Annotated in this window: 1 protein-coding gene; it reads right to left on the bottom strand. The window is 74.3% G+C overall.

Translation table 11 applies throughout. The features are described 5' to 3' along the window. Window positions 1-43: 43 nt before the first annotated feature. Window positions 44-16,024: a type I polyketide synthase gene (locus MUY22_RS27910; RefSeq protein WP_247049343.1), complete on the bottom strand. Its 15,981-nt coding sequence runs from the start codon at window positions 16,022-16,024 to the stop codon at window positions 44-46. Window positions 16,025-16,041: the final 17 nt, after the last annotated feature.

Below are 16,041 nucleotides of genomic sequence, written 5' to 3'. Positions count from 1 at the left end.
GTCACCTCGGGGACGCGGGGGGAACGGGGGCTGGGGCGGGGGTTCACGACATGCCCAGTTCTTTGTCGAGCAGCTCGAAGATGTCGTCGCCGGTGGCCGACTCGAGCTCGGCGTCGGCCGTGTCGGCGCTCCGGTGCGCGTCGCTCCACTTCGAAAGCAAGCTCTGCAGCCGCAACGTGATCCGGGGCTGCTCGGCCTCGTCGTGGCCGGGCGCCAGCAGCAGCGCTTCGAGCCGGTCCAGTTCGCCGAGCACGGCCGGGCGGGCCGTGGCGACGGGCTCGTCCAGCAGCGCCTCGCGCAAGTACCGGGCCAGTTCGAGGGGCGTCGGCTGGTCGAACACCAGCGTCGCGGGCAGCCGCAGGCCGGTCCCGGCGTTGAGCCGGTTGCGCAGCTCGACCGAGGTCAGCGAGTCGAACCCGAGCTCCTTGAACGGCCGGGCCGGGTCGACCTCGGCCGCCGAGAGGTGGCCGAGCACCGCGGCGACCTCGGCGCAGACCGTCTCGGTCAGCAGCTGCTCACGCTCCACTTCGGACATCGCCGCCAGCCGCGTCTTCACCGCGATCCCGCCGCCGGCGGAGTTTTCCGCGGCCCGGCGGATGCGGTGCCGGATCAGTCCGTTGAGGACAGTGGGCACGCCACCGCCGGCGGCGCGGGCCCGCAACGCGGCCAGGTCCAGCCGCACCGGCAGCAACGCCGGTTCGGCCGAGGCCAGGCCCGCGTCGAACAGGGCCAGGCCTTCGGCGGCGGTCAGCGGCGGGATCCCGCCGCGGGTCATCCGGCGCACGTCGGCCTCGGTGAGGCTGCCGAGCATGCCGCCGCCCGCCCAGGGACCCCAGGCCAGCGACGTAGCAGGCAGCCCGGCCGCCACGCGCCGCTGGGCGAGGGCGTCCAGGAACACGTTGGCCGCCGCGTAGTTGGCCTGCCCGGCGTTGCCGAACGTCCCCGCGACCGAGGAGAACAGCACGAACGCGGCCAGGTCGGTGTCTACGGTCAGCTCGTGCAGCCGTTGCGCCGCAAGGGCTTTCGGCGCCCACACGGTGTCGAGCCGCTCGGGGGTGAGTGCTTCGACGGTGCCGTCGTCGAGGACACCGGCGGTGTGCACCACAGCGGTGAGCGGGTGCTCGGCGGGAATGGTGCCGAGCACCGCGCCCAGCGCCGCACCGTCGGTGACGTCGCACGCCGCGACGGTGACTTCGGCGCCCAGCCCGGCCAGTTCCTCGACGAGGTCGTCGGCGCCACCGCGCCGGCTGAGCAACAGCAGGTGCTTGACGCCGTACGTGGTGACCAGGTGCCGGGCCACCAGCCGGCCGAGCGCGCCGGTGCCGCCGGTGATCAGTGCGGTGCCCGCCGGGTCGAGCGGGCGCGGCACCCGCAGCACGACCTTGCCGACGTGCCTGGCCTGGCTGAGGTAGCGGAACGCCTCCGGCGCGTGCCGGACGTCCCATGTGGACAGTGGCAACGGCTCGAGCGCGCCGCTCGCGAACAGCGCGAGGACGTCCACGAACAGCTCGGCGATCCGGTCCGGGCCGGCGTCGATCAGGTCGAACGCCTGGTAACGGACGTCGTGCGCGGCGGCCACCTGCGCCGGGTCGCGGACGTCGGTCTTGCCCATCTCCAGGAACCGCCCGCCGGGCGCGGTGCTGCGCAGCGACGCGTCGACGAACTCGCCGGCCAGCGCGTCGAGCACGACGTGCATCCCGCCGCCGAACGCCTGCTCGAACTCGAGCGTGCGGGAGCTGGCGAGGTGCGCGTCGTCCAGGCCCATGCCGCGCAGGACGTCCCACTTGCCGGGGCTCGCGGTGCCGAAGACCTCGGCGCCGAGGTGCCGGGCGAGCTGGACGGCGGCCATGCCGACGCCGCCCGCGGCGGAGTGGATGAGCACGCGCTCGCCCGCTTGGAGCGCGCCGAGCTGAACCAGCGCGTAGTACGCGGTCAGGAACACGATCGGCGCGGACGCGGCCTGTTCGAAGGTCCAGCCGTCGGGAATCGGGACCAGGTAACGGTTGTCGGACACCGAGACCGGGCCGAACCCGCCGGCGAGCAGGCCCATCACGCGGTCGCCCGGAGCCAGCCGGGTGACGTCGGCCCCGACCTCCAGCACGACGCCGGCGCCCTCGATGCCGAGCAGCCCGGCCTCCCCGGGGTACATGCCCAGCGCGTTCAGCACGTCGCGGAAGTTGAGCCCGGCGGCGCGGACGCCCACCCGGACCTCGTGGCCGGCGAGCGGTGCGACGGCCTCCGGACTGGGCACCAGGACAAGGTTGTCCAGGGTGCCCTTGGCCCGCGTGTCGAGCCGCCAGGCGCGGTCACCGGACGGCGGCTGCAGCGCGCCGCCACCCCGCGTGACCCGCGGGACGAACAGGTCCCCGCCCCGGACCGCGATCTGCGGTTCACCGGTGGCCAGGGCCGCGTCGAGCAGCTCGCCGTCGGGGGCGTCGACGAGGACGAACCGGCCCGGGTGTTCGGCCTGCGCGGACCGGACCAGACCCCAGATCGCGGCCACGGCCGGGTCCGCGTCTGTGTGCACCGCGCCGCGGGTGCGCAGCACCAGCTTCGAGTCGGCGAAGCGTTCTTCGGAAATCCAGCTCTGGACCAGCTCCAGGACCTCGGTGACGCTCGTTGCGTCGGCCACGACCAGCTCGGGCACTTCGTCGGCGATCTCGCTGAGCGGGACCGCGACGGCGACCGCGTCCGGCTTCGGGAACGGCGTCCAGGCGAGCCGGTACAGCGACTCGGGTGCCGCGGGGCCGGGGTCGGCCACGGCCGAAACCGGGCGGAGCACCAAGGATTCGACGGTGGCGACCGGCGCCCCGGACGCGTCCGCGACCAGCAGTACCACGGCGTCGTCGCCGGACGGGGTCAGCCGGACGCGCAGTTTCGCGGCGCCGGCGGCGTGCAACGTGACGCCGGTCCACGCGAACGGCAGCCGGGCCGGGCGCTCGCCGGGCTGGGCGAGCTGGTCGCCGGTGCCCAGGGCGAGCGCGTGCAGGGCCGAGTCGAGCAGCCCCGGGTGCAGGCCGAACTCCGCGGTGCCGGCCGGCAGCGCGACCTCGGCGTAGATCTCGGTGGCCGTCCGCCAGGCGGCGGACAGGCCGCGGAAGCTCGGGCCGTAGCCGAACCCGGCCTCGGTCATCCCGTCATACAGACCGCTGACGTCGATGGGCTCGGCGCCGGTGGGCGGCCACACGGCCAGCCCTTCGGACGGCGCGGCCTTTGACGTCCCGAGCGCACCTTCGGCGTGCAGGGTCCATTCGCCGCCGCCGGCCACGCGGGCGTGGACGGTCAGCGGGCGGAGCCCCCGCTCGTCGGCCTCGCCCACGCGGACCTGGACGTCGACCGCCCCGTCCTCGGGCAGCACCAGCGGGGCGTGCAGGGTCAGGTCTTCGACGCGGTCGTGGCCGGCCTCGTCTCCGGCCCGCACGGCCAGTTCGACGAACGCGGTGCCGGGCACCAGGATCGCGCCGCGCACCCGGTGCTCGGCAAGCCACGGGTGGGTCCGGATGGACAGCCGGCCGGTGAGCAGGAACCCGTCGTCGCCGGCGGTCGCGACGGCCGCGCCGAGCAGCGGGTGCCCGGCCGCGGCGACGCCCAGGGCCGACGGATCGCCGGCGACGGTCGGCCGCAGCGTCGGCCAGTGGCGCCGGCGCTGGAAGGCGTAGGTCGGCAGGGCGACCCGCGGGACCGCGGCGGGGAAGGCCGCGGACCAGCCGACCGGGGTGCCGTGGACGAACGCCGTCGCCAGCCCGGCGAGCAGCGCGGCCTCCTCGGGCCGGCCGGCGCGCTGGGTGGGTGCGAAGACGGCGTCGGCGGTGACGCAGTCCTGGCCCATCGCGGACAGGACGCCGTCCGGGCCCAGTTCGAGGAAGCGGGTGACGCCGGCGGCCTCCAGCGTGCGGACGCCGTCGAGGAACCGGACGGCTTCGCGGGCGTGCCGGACCCAGTAGCCGGCGTCGAACTCCAGCACCGGCTCGCCGGTGACGGTCGAGACAATCGGTATAACCGACTGACCGTATGACAGAGACTCAGCTACACCGCGGAACTCCGCCAGCATCGGATCCATCAGAGGTGAGTGGAACGCGTGGCTCACGGTCAGCCGCTTGGTCTTACGATCCGCGAAGTGCTCCGCCACGGCTTTTACCGCAGCCTCGTCGCCGGAGATGACCGTCGAGTCCGGGCCGTTCAGCGCGGCGATGGTCACACGGTCAGACAGATATACCGAAACCTCGTTCTCGGTCGCCTGGATCGCCAGCATCGCACCACCGGACGGCAGAGCCTGCATGAGACGGCCGCGCGCGGCGACCAGCGTCACCGCGTCGGCCAGCGAGAGGACACCGGCGACGTGCGCCGCCGCCAGCTCGCCGATCGAGTGCCCGGCCAGGAAGTCGGGCCGGACGCCGAAGTGCTCCAGCTGCCGGAACAGCGCCACCTGCAGCGCGAACAGCGCGGGCTGGGTGTACGCGGTCTGGTCGAGCAGCCCCGGTTCGCCGAACATGACCGTCTGCAGTGGACGGTCCAGGTGGGTGTCGAACTCCGCGCACACCGCGTCCAGTGCCGAGGCGAAGACCGGGTGCGTCTCGTACAGCTCGCGGCCCATGCCGGCGTGCTGGCTGCCCTGGCCGGTGAAGAGGAACGCGGTCCGGCCGGTCGCCGGGGCCGTCCCCTCGATCAGGCCGGCGGCCGACTCGCCGCGGGCCAGTGCGCCGAGACCGTCGAGCAGGGCGGTGCGGTCATCGGCGAGCACGACCGCGCGGTGTTCGTGGACGGCGCGGGTGCCCGCCAGTGCGGCGCCGAGGCCGGCCAGGCTGAGGTCCGGCTGGTCGTCGAGCTGGGCGCGGAGGCGCTGGGCCTGGTCGCGCAGGGCGTCGGCGTTGCGGGCCGACAGCACGAACGGGGCCGTCGAAAGTTCGGTTTCCGGAGCGGCCACCGCTTCGACCGGCGGCGCCTGCTCGAAGACCGCGTGGGCGTTGGTGCCGCTCATGCCGAACGACGAGAGGCCGAACCGGCGGGGCGCGCCCGTCTCCGGCCACGGTGTCGGCTCGGTGACCAGCGCTACCGACCCCGCCGACCAGTCCACGTGGGACGACGGCGCGTCCACGTGCAGGGTCTGCGGCAGCACGCCGTGCTCGACCGCGAGCACCATCTTGATCAGCCCGGCCACCCCGGCCGCGGCCTGGGTGTGCCCGATGTTGGACTTCACCGAACCGAGCCACAGGGGACGTTCGCGGTCACGGCCGTAGGTCGCGAGCAGCGCTTGCGCCTCGATCGGGTCGCCCAGCTGGGTGCCGGTGCCGTGCGCCTCGACGACGTCGACGTCCGATGTGGACAGTCCAGCGGCCGCGAGCGCCTGGCGGATCACGCGTTGCTGCGAGGGGCCGTTCGGGGCGGTCAGGCCGTTGGACGCGCCGTCGGAGTTGACGGCGGAACCGCGCAGCACCGCGAGCACCGGGTGCCCGTGGCGCTGAGCGTCGGAAAGCCTTTCCAGCAGCACCATGCCGGCGCCCTCGCCCCAGCCGGTGCCGTCGGCCGCGTCGGCGAACGCCTTGCAGCGGCCGTCGGCGGCGAGGCCGCGCTGGCGGGAGAACTCGATGAACGCCGCCGGGGTAGCCATCACCGTCGCGCCGCCGGCCAGCGCCAGCGAGCACTCGCCGGACCGCAGGGCCTGGGCGGCGAGGTGCACCGCGACCAGCGACGACGAGCACGCGGTGTCGACGGTGACCGCCGGGCCCTCGAGTCCGAAGGTGTAGGCCAGCCGCCCGGACACGACGCTCGCCGCGTTGCCGGTGGCGACGTGGCCCTCCATCGCCTCGACCGAGGCCATCAGCAGGTTGACGTAGTCCTGGCCGTTGGTGCCGGTGAACACGCCGGTCCGGCTGCCCCGCACCGTGCGCGGGTCGACGCCCGCCCGCTCGAACACCTCCCACGACGTCTCCAGCAGCAACCGCTGCTGCGGGTCCATGGCGAGGGCCTCACGCGGGCTGACCCCGAAGAACGCCGCGTCGAACTCCTCGGCACCGTCGAGGAACCCGCCGGAGCGCGAGTAGCTCGTGCCGTGGTTGTCCGGGTCGGGGTCGTAGAGCGCGTCGGTGTCCCAGCCGCGGTCGGCGGGGAAGTCCGAGACGGCGTCGCCGCCGGCGCGCAGCAGGTCCCAGAACTGTTCGGGAGTGCGAACGCCACCGGGGAACCGGCAGCTCATCGCGACGATCGCGATCGGCTCGGTGCCGTCCACAGCGGCCTCAACAACGTCGTCCACAGTGGATTCTTCGAACAGCTCCGCGGCCAGCAGGTCGGCCAGCGCGAGCGGGTTCGGGTGGTCGAACACCAGCGTCGCCGGCAGCCGCAGGCCGGTCGCGGACTCGACCAGGTCACGCAGCTCGACGGCCATCACCGAGTCGAAGCCGAGCTCGCGGAAGGCCCGGCCGGGCTCGACCGCGTCGGTCCCGGCGTACCCGAGCACCCCGGCGACCTGGTGGCGCACCAGCTCCAGCAGGACGGCCGAACGCTCCGAAGCAGACGCCCCAGCGAGGCGACGCTGCAGCGCCGAAAGCTCCTCGGGCTCGGCGGCGGGCCGGCTGTCCAGTGCCGCGCGGACCTCGGGCAGCTCGCCGAGCAGCGGGCTCGGCCGCGCTGCGGTGAAGCCGGGTGCGAAGCGCGCCCAGTCGACGTCGGCGACCGTGACGACCGGGTCGTCTTCCGCCACCGCCCGGGCCAGCGCGGTGACCGCGAAACGCGGCGCCATCGGCGCCACGCCACGGCGGCGCAGGTGCTCGGCGGCGTCACCGGTCGCCATCCCGGCCTCGGCCCACGGGCCCCACGCGACCGACGTCGCCGGCAATCCGGCGGCGTGGCGGGCCTGGGCCAGCGCGTCGAGGAAGGAGTTACCGGCGGCGTAGGCCGACTGGCCGGCGCCACCCCAGGTGCCGGCGATGGAGGAGAACAGCACGAACGCGTCGAGTTCGCCGAGCAGTTCGTCGAGGTGGGTGGCCCCGGCGACCTTCGCGGTGACGACGTCGGCCAGGTCGGCCGGCGACATCTCCTCGAAGGCCTGGGCCTGGGCGACCCCGGCCGCGTGCACGACGGCGTTCACCGGGTGCTCGGCCAGCAGCGCGGCAAGGGCGTCGCGGTCAGCGATGTCGCAGGCGACGACCTCGACGTCCAGGTTGGACAGTTCGGCACGCAGCTCCGCGGCGCCCGGAGCGTCCGGGCCGCGGCGGCTGGTGAGCACCAGCTTGGTTGCGCCGTTCGCGGCGAGCCAGCGGACGACCTCAGCGCCCAGCGCGCCGGTGCCGCCGGTGACCAGGACGGTCCCGCGCGGCGTCCAGACGCCGTCGCGGCCGGTGGCGCGGGTGAGGCGGCGGGCGAAGAGGCCGTTGGCGCGGACCGCGATCTGGTCTTCGGCGCCGAGCCCGGCCAGCACGCCGGGCAGCCGCAGCAGGGCGCGGGGGTCGAGGTCGCGCGGGAGGTCGACGCTCCCGGCGATCCGGTCGGGGTGTTCGAGCGCGACCGCGCGGCCGAGCCCGGCCACCGCGGCCTGTGCGGCGAAGGCCCGCCGGTCCCCCGCCGGCCGGTCCGCCCGGCCGACGGCCACCGCACCCCGGGTGACCAGCCACAACGCGGCCTCCCCCGCCACGTCGCCGAGGGCCTGGGCCAGGGCCGCGGTCGCCGCGACGCTGTCCGGGACTCCGGTGTTCGCGCCGGGGTCCGCTGTGGCCAGCAGCGACAGGATGCCGGAGACCGGACCTTCGGCGAGCACCTCGCGCAGCGGTTCCGCGAAGGTCGCACGGTCGGCCGTGATCGGGACGCGCAGGATCCGTGTCTCGGCGCCGGCTTCGGTCAGGGTGTCGACGACCGCGGCGAGGGTGTCCTCCTCGCCGTCCGGGGCGACCAGCAGCCAGGTGCCGCCGACCCGGTTCGCGGCGGCGGGCAGTGGCTGCCAGGTGATGCGGTACCGCCAAGTGTCCGAAATGGACAGTTCGGTGCGGGATCGGCGCCACGCCGACAGCGCGGAGACGACCGGGCCGACCTCGCCCTCGGGCAGGGTGAGCGTGCCGGCGAGTGCTTCGACGTCCTCGCGTTCGACGGCGTCCCAGAACTGTGCCTCGCCTTCGTCTGCCGGGCCGGTCGCGGAGACCGTCGGGACGTCGAGCCAGTAGCGCTGCTCCTGGAAGGCGTAGGTGGGCAGGTCGACGCGGGCGGCGGGGCCGAAGACGGCGGTCCAGTCGACCCGGGCGCCGCCAGTGTGAGCGGCGGCGAGCGCGGTCAGCACCGTGCGGGCGGCGGGACGGCCTTCGCGCAGCGCGGCGGCGAAGCTGCCGGTGGCAGTGCCGGGAGCGGCGGCGGTGCCCGCGCCTTCCAGGCACTCCGGGCCCATCGCGGCGAGCACGGCGTCCGGGCCCAGCTCGATGAACGTCGTGACCCCGCGGGCTTCCAGCGTCCGCATGCCGTCGGCGAAACGGACGGCCTCACGCACATGCCGCACCCAGTACTCGGCGTCGAACTCCGTGACCAGCTCACCGGTGACGTTCGAGACAATCGGTATAACCGTCTTACCGTAAGACAGAGACTCCGCTACACCCCGGAACTCATCCAGCATCGGATCCATCAGCGGCGAGTGGAACGCGTGGCTCACGACCAGGCGCTTGGTCTTGCGGCCCAGCTCGGCGAAGTGCGCGGCGACCGCGAGGACGGCGTCCTCGTCGCCTGAGATGACCGTCGAGGCTGGGCCATTGATCGCGGCGATGGTCATACCGTCTGACAGATATACCGAGACCTCCGCCTCGGTCGCCTGTAGTGCCGCCATCGCGCCACCCGGCGGCAGGGCGTCCATCAGGCGGCCGCGTGCGGCGACCAGCTTGACCGCGTCGGCCAGCGACAGCACCTCGGCCATGTGCGCCGCGGCGATTTCGCCGACGGAGTGGCCCAGCAGGTGGCTCGGCCGCACGCCCCAGTGCTCGAAGAGCCGGTACAGCGCGACTTCCAGCGCGAACAGCGCCGGCTGGGTGTAGGCGGTACGGCCGAGCAGGTCGGCGTCGGCCGACCCGGCTTCGGCGAACATGACCATCCGCAGCGGCCGGTCCAGGTACGCGTCGAACTCCGCGCACACCGCGTCCAGCGCGGCGGCGAACTCGGGGTGGACGTCGTAGAGGTCGCGGCCCATGCCCGGGCGCTGGCTGCCCTGGCCGGTGCACAGGAACGCGGGCGCGACGCCGGTCGCCGCACCGCGGACGACGTTCGCGGCCGCCGATCCGCCGGCGAGGGCGGTCAGGCCGCGGACGAGTTCGTCGGTGTTCTCGCCGACGACCGCGGCGCGGACGTCGAACGCCGAGCGCGCGGTGGCCAGCGCGTGGCCGATGTCGTGCGGGTGCCCGGCGGCGGCGTGTTCCAGTAGCCGGGACGCCTGCGCCCGCAGCGCGTCCGAAGTCCGTCCGGAAAGGACCCACGTGACCGGGCCGTCGGCGGGGACGGGCAGTTCGGGAGCCGGGTCACCCTGTTCCAGCACGGCGTGCGCGTTGGTGCCGCTGATGCCGAACGACGACACGCCGGCGCGGCGCGGACGTCCCGTCGCGGGCCAGTCGCGTGTGTCGCGCAGCACCTCGACCGCGCCGTCCGCCCAGTCGATCCGGGTGGACGGCCGCTCGGCGTGCAGCGTCTTCGGCAGCGTGCCGTGCCGCATCGCCATGACCATCTTGATGATCCCGGCGACACCGGCCGCGGCCTGGGTGTGACCGAAGTTGGACTTGATCGAGCCCAGCCACAGGGGTTCCCCGGCGCGGTCGCGGCCGTAGGTGGCCAGCAGGGCCTGCGCTTCGATCGGGTCGCCGAGGGACGTGCCCGTGCCGTGCGCCTCGACGGCGTCCACATCGGACAGTTCGAGTCCGGCCGCGGCGACCGCCTGGCGGATCACCCGCTGCTGGGCCGGGCCGTTCGGCGCGGTCATGCCGTTGGACGCGCCGTCCTGGTTGACCGCGCTGCCGCGGACCACCGCGAGGACCGGGTGCCCGTTGCGGCGCGCGTCGGAAAGCCGTTCCAGCAACAGCATGCCGACGCCTTCGCCCCAGCCCGTGCCGTCGGCGCCGTCGGCGAACGACTTGCACCGCGCGTTCTCGGCGAGGCCGCGCTGGCGCAAGAACTCCATGAAGATCGTCGGGGTGTTCATCACGGACACGCCGCCGGCCAGCGCCATCGTGCATTCGCCGGTGCGCAGCGCCTGCGCGGCCAGGTGCAGCGCGACCAGTGACGACGAACAGGCCGTGTCGATGGTGACGGCCGGGCCTTCGAGGCCGAAGGTGTAGGCGATGCGGCCGGACGTGATGCTGCCCGCGCCGCCGTTGCCGAGGTGGGCGCTGTACTCGTCGAGACCGTCCGAAGCGTAGAGCCGGGAGCCGTAGTCGTGGTACATCACGCCGGCGAACACGCCGGTCCGGGAGCCGCGCGCGGCCGCCGGGTCGATCCCGGCGCGCTCGAAGGCCTCCCACGTCGTGGTCAGCAGGAGCCGCTGCTGCGGGTCCATCGCCATCGCCTCGCGCGGGCTGATGCCGAAGAACTCCGGGTCGAAATCGGCGGCTTCGTAAAGGAAACCGCCCTCGCGAGCGAAGCGGGTGCCGTCGCCGTCCGGGTCCTGACCGTAGAGCAGCTCGGGGTCCCAGCCGCGGTCGGCGGGCAGCGCGCCGATGGCGTCGGTGCCCGAAGAGACCAGCTGCCACAGGTCTTCGGGCGTCCGGACGCCGCCGGGGTAGCGGCAGCTCATCGCGACGATCGCGATCCGGTCGTCCGTGTCGTCCACAGTGGACTTGACGCGCCGGACGGGCACGATCTCGCCGGTGCCGAACAGTTCCCCGCGCACGTGCCGGGCCAGCGCGATCGGCGTCGGGTGGTCGAAGACGAGGGTCGCGGGCAGCCGCAGGCCAGTCGCGAGGTTGAGGCGGTTGCGGAGGTCGACCGCGGTCAGCGAGTCGAAACCGAGGTCCTTGAACGGCTTGCCGTCGCGCACGGCTTCGGCGGACGCGTGGCCCAGCGCGGCGGCCGCGGTGGTCCGGACCAGGTCGAGCAGCGACTGCTCGACCTCGGCCTCGCCTAGGCCGCTCAAGCGTTCGCGCAGCAGGGATTCGTCTTCGGCGGCTCCGGCCGTGGTGCGGCGGGCCGGAGCGCGGACGAGCCCGCGCAGCAGCGCCGGCACCGTGCCGGGCTTCGCCGTCGAGGCGGCCAGCCGGACCGGCACGAGCAGGGCGTCGCCGCTGCCAGTCGCCAGGTCGAACAGGGCGAGGGCGTCCTCGGTGGGCAGCGGCTCGATGCCGCCGCGGCTCATCCGGCCGAGGTCGCCGTCGTCGAGGTGGCCGGTCATGCCGGACGCCTGGGCCCACAAACCCCAGGCCAGCGACGTCGCGGGCAGCCCCGCGGCGCGCCGGTGCGCGGCGAGCGCGTCGAGGAAGACGTTGGCGGCGGCGTAGTTCGCCTGGCCCGGACCGCCGAAGATGCCGGCGGCGCCGGAGAACAGCACGAACGCGCGCAGCGGCAGGCCGGCGGTCAGCTCGTGGAGGTTCGCGGCGGCGTCGACCTTCGGGCGCAGCACGGCGGCCAGGCGTTCGGGGGTCAGGGACTCCACAGTCCCGTCGTCGAGCACGCCCGCGGTGTGCACGACGGCGGTAAGGTCTTCGGTCCGCGCCAGGAGCGCTTCGAGGGCGTCGCGGTCGGCGACGTCGCACGCCGCGACCTCGACGTCGGCGCCCAGCGCGGTCAGCTCCTCGGCCAGCGAAGCGGCGCCGTCGGCGGCGAGGCCACGGCGTCCGACGAGCAGCAGCTTCCGGACGCCGCGCTCGGCGACGAGGTGGCGAGCCACGAGCCCGCCGAGAGTGCCGGTGCCGCCGGTGATCAGGACCGTCCCGTCCGGACCGAACACCGTCTCGTCCACATCGGACACCGTGTGCCGCGCCAAACGCGGGACATACGCGACGCCGTCCCGCACGGCCAGCTCGGCCTCGTCGGCGGCGAGCGCGGCCGGCAGCAGGTCGAGCAGGTTGTCCGGCGCGACGGCGTCGAGGTCGGCGACGGCGAAGCGGCCCGGGTGTTCCGCACGCGCCACGCGCAGCAGCCCCCAGACGGTCGCCGCGGCGGGGTCGCCACCGCCGTCCGGGCCGAGCGCGCCGCGGGTCACGAAGACCAGGCGGGAGCGGTCGAACTTCGGCTCCGCGAGCCAGGTCTGGACCAGGTCGAGGGTGTCCTGGGCGGCCCGGTGCGCGGCGGCCGTGAGGCTGTCTCCCCCGCCCGGCGCGACCACGACGAAGTCCGGTGCACCGCCGTCGCTCGACGCGGCGAGCGCGGCGAGATCGGCCCAGGAGGCGACCGAGCCGCCCAGCGGCGTGCCGAGCTGCGCCCAGGTGGCCGAACCGTCCACAACGGACAGCGGCAGCTCCGGCCAGTCCACCCGGTACAGCGCGTCCCGGACGCGGCCGGCGTCGCCGATGGCCGCGGCGTCGACCGGACGCAGGACCAGCGACTCGACCGCGGCGACCGGCCGGCCGCTCGGGTCGGCGACGTCGAGCGAGATCGTGTCCGGCCCGGCCGGGCTCAGCTTGACGCGGATCGCGTCGGCCCCGGCCGCGAACAGGGTCACGCCGGTCCAGGAGAACGGCAGCAGCCCACGCGCGGACCCGGTCAGGCCGACACCGTGCAGCGCGGCATCGAGCAGGGCCGGGTGCAGGCCGAACCGGCCGGCCGTCGGCTTGACCGCGTCGGGGAGGCGGACGTCGAGGTAGAAGTCGTCGCCGGATCGCCAAGCCGCGTGCAGGCCGCGGAAAGCGGGCCCGTACTGGAAACCGGCGGCGGCGAAGGCGTCGTAGAGGCCGTCGACCGGGACCACCTGCGCGCCTTCCGGCGGCCAGGTCACGGTGTCGACGGGCGCCGCGGTGCCGGACGTCGTGAGCGTACCGGTGGCGTGCCGCGTCCACGGCTCGTCGAAGGCGGCGTCGGCGGGCCGGGAGTAGAACTCGATGGTCCGCGGGTCGCCGGCGCCGACCGTCACCTGCAGCGTGACGCCGCCGCGCGCGGGCAGCACCAGGGGCGCCTCAAGGGTCAGCTCGGCCAGCCGGTCGCAGCCGGCCTGGTCCCCCGCCCGCACGGCCAGCTCGACAAAAGCGGTGCCAGGGAACAGGATCGTGCCGCCGACGGCGTGGTCGGCCAGCCACGGCTGGGCGTGTGCGGAGAGCCGGCCGGTGAACAGGAAGCCGTCGCCGTCGGCCAGCGCGACGGTGGCGCCGAGCAGCGGGTGCGCGGCCGCGCCGAGCCCGGCCGAGCCGAGGTCGCCGGTGCGGATCGCGGAGACGTCCGGCCAGAACCGGCTGGGCTCGAAGGCGTAGGTCGGCAGGTCGGCGCGCTCGCCGGTGCCGTACAGCACGGCCCAGTCGGGCACGACCCCGCCGGCCAGCGCTTCGGCCAGCGACAGGTGGAACCGCGCGAGGCCGCCTTCACCGCGGCGCAGGGTCCGCAGGGCGACCGCTTCGACGCCTTCGTCCTCGAAGATCTCCTGCAGCCCCACGGTGAGCACCGCGTGGGGCGCGACCTCGACGAACGCGCCGATCTCTTCGGCGAGCATGACGCGGACGGTGCCGTCGAACCGCACGGTCTCGCGCAGGTTGCGGAACCAGTAGCGGACGTCGAGGGTCGTGGTGTCGATCCGCTCGCCGGTGACGGTCGAGTAGAACGGCACGTCGGTCGCGCGCGGACGGACCGGCGCGACGGCGCGTTCGAACTCTTCGCGCAGTTCTTCCAGCTGTGCCGAGTGCGCGGCGTAGTCGACGGCGACGCGCTTGGCGCGCACACCGTCGCGTTCGCACCGGGCGAGCAGGGCGTCGAGCGCACCGTCGTCACCGGAGACGACCGTGCTGGCCGGACCGTTGACCGCACCGATGGACAGCGGGCCGCCGGTGATCAGGGCCTCGACGTCGGCCTGCGGCAGCGCCACGGAGACCATGCCGCCGCGGCCGGACACCCCGAGCACCAGGCGGCTGCGCGTCACGATGACCAGGGCACCGTCCTCGATGGACAGTGCGCCCGCGGCGACCGCGGCGGCGATCTCGCCCTGGGAGTGCCCGACGAACGCGTCGGCGGTCACGCCGTGCGCGCGCCAGACCTCGGCGAGCGAGACCATCACGGCCCACAGCACCACCTGCTGCACGTCCACGCGGTCCACTTCGGACGGTGCGCCCTCGGCGCCGGCGACGACGTCGAGCAGCGACCAGTCGACGAGCGGGGCCAGCGCGGCCGCGCATTCGCGCATCCGGGCGGCGAAGACGGGCGACGCCGTCATCAGCTCGCGGGCCATGCCTTCCCACTGCGCGCCCGCGCCGGGGAAGACGAAGGCGGTCCGGCCGGAGCCGGTGACCGCGGCGCGCGTGGCCGTCGACAGATCGTCCAAAGCGGACAGCAGCGCGTCCCGGTCGGAAGCTTCCACGACAGCGCGGTGTTCGAAGGCCGCCCGCGTGGTGGCGATCGTGCGGGCGACGTCCACAAGGGACAGCTCGGGGTGCGCGGTGAGGTGGTCGCGCAGGACCTCGGCCTGCCGGGTGAGCGCGGCCTCGGTGCGGCCGGACAGCAGCAGCGGCAGGGTGCCGCCGACGGGAGCCCGGTGCTCTTCGGGGGTTTCCGGCTCGGGCGCCTGCTCGATGATGGCGTGCGCGTTGGTGCCGCTCATGCCGAACGACGAGACGGCCGCGCGGCGCGGTTCGCCGGTCTCCGGCCAGGTCCGCGCCTCGGTGAGCAGCTCGACCGCGCCGGCCGCCCAGTCGACGTGCGGGGTGGGCTCGGTGACGTGCAGCGTCTTCGGCAGGACGCCGTGCCGGATGGCCTGGACCATCTTGATGATGCCGCCGACGCCGGCCGCGGCCTGCGAGTGCCCGATGTTGGTCTTCATCGAGCCGAGCAGCAGCGGGCGTCCGTCCGGGCGGTCCTGGCCGTAGGTGGCGAGCAGCGCCTGGGCCTCGATCGGGTCGCCGAGCGAGGTGCCGGTGCCGTGCGCCTCGACCGCGTCGACCTGCCCGGCCGACAGCCGCGCGTTGGCCAGCGCCTGCAGGATGACCTTCTGCTGGGCCGGGCCGTTGGGGGCGGTGAGGCCGTTGGACGCGCCGTCGGAGTTGATCGCCGTGCCGCGCACCACCGCGAGCACGGGGTACCCGAGGCGACGCGCGTCGGACAGCCGGGCCAGCAGCAGCATGCCGACGCCCTCGGCCCAGCCGGTGCCGTCGGCGGCGGCGTCGAACGCCTTGCAGCGGCCGTCCGGCGCGAGCCCGCGCTGGCGGCTGAACTCGATGAACGCGCCCGGCGTCGACATCACGGTGACGCCGCCGGCCAGCGCGAGCGAGCACTCGTCGCGGCGCAGCGCCTGCGCGGCGAGGTGCAGCGAAACCAGGCTCGACGAGCACGCGGTGTCGACGGTGACGGCGGGGCCTTCGAGCCCGAAGCTGTAGGCGACCCGGCCGGAGAAGACGCTCGCCGCGCTTCCCGTCGCTACGTGCCCTTCGACGCCTTCAGGCGCGTCGGCGAGAAGCGTCGCGTAGTCGTGGCTGGTGGTGCCGACGAAGACCCCGCACTGGGTGCCCTTCAGCGAAGCGGGGACGATCCCGGCGCGTTCGAAAGCCTCCCACGACGTCTCGAGCAGCAGCCGCTGCTGCGGGTCCATGGCGAGCGCTTCACGCGGCGAGATGCCGAAGAACGCGGCGTCGAACCGGCCGGCTTCGGCGAGGAAGCCGCCTTCGTTGGCGTAGGTGGTGCCGCTGTGGTCGGGGTCCGGGTCGAAGACGGCGTCGGTGTCCCAGCCGCGGTCCTCGGGGAACGGGCCGATGACGTCGCGTCCCTCCGAGACCAGCTCCCAGAGCTGCTCCGGGGTCCGCACGCCGCCGGGGTACCGGCAGCTCATGGCGACGACGGCGATCGGTTCCTGCGTCCGGTCCTCGAGGCTGCGCAGTTTCTGCCGGGTCTGGTGCAGGTCGGCGGTGACCCACTTCAGATAGTCACGGAGCGTCGCCTCATCGGCCATCGCCGCACACCTCACTT

It is taken from the genome of Amycolatopsis sp. WQ 127309 (assembly GCF_023023025.1).
Classification (GTDB): Bacteria; Actinomycetota; Actinomycetes; order Mycobacteriales; family Pseudonocardiaceae; genus Amycolatopsis.
The sequence above is the reverse complement of the archived record's forward strand: the minus strand, read 5'-3'. Positions and strand labels throughout refer to the sequence as shown.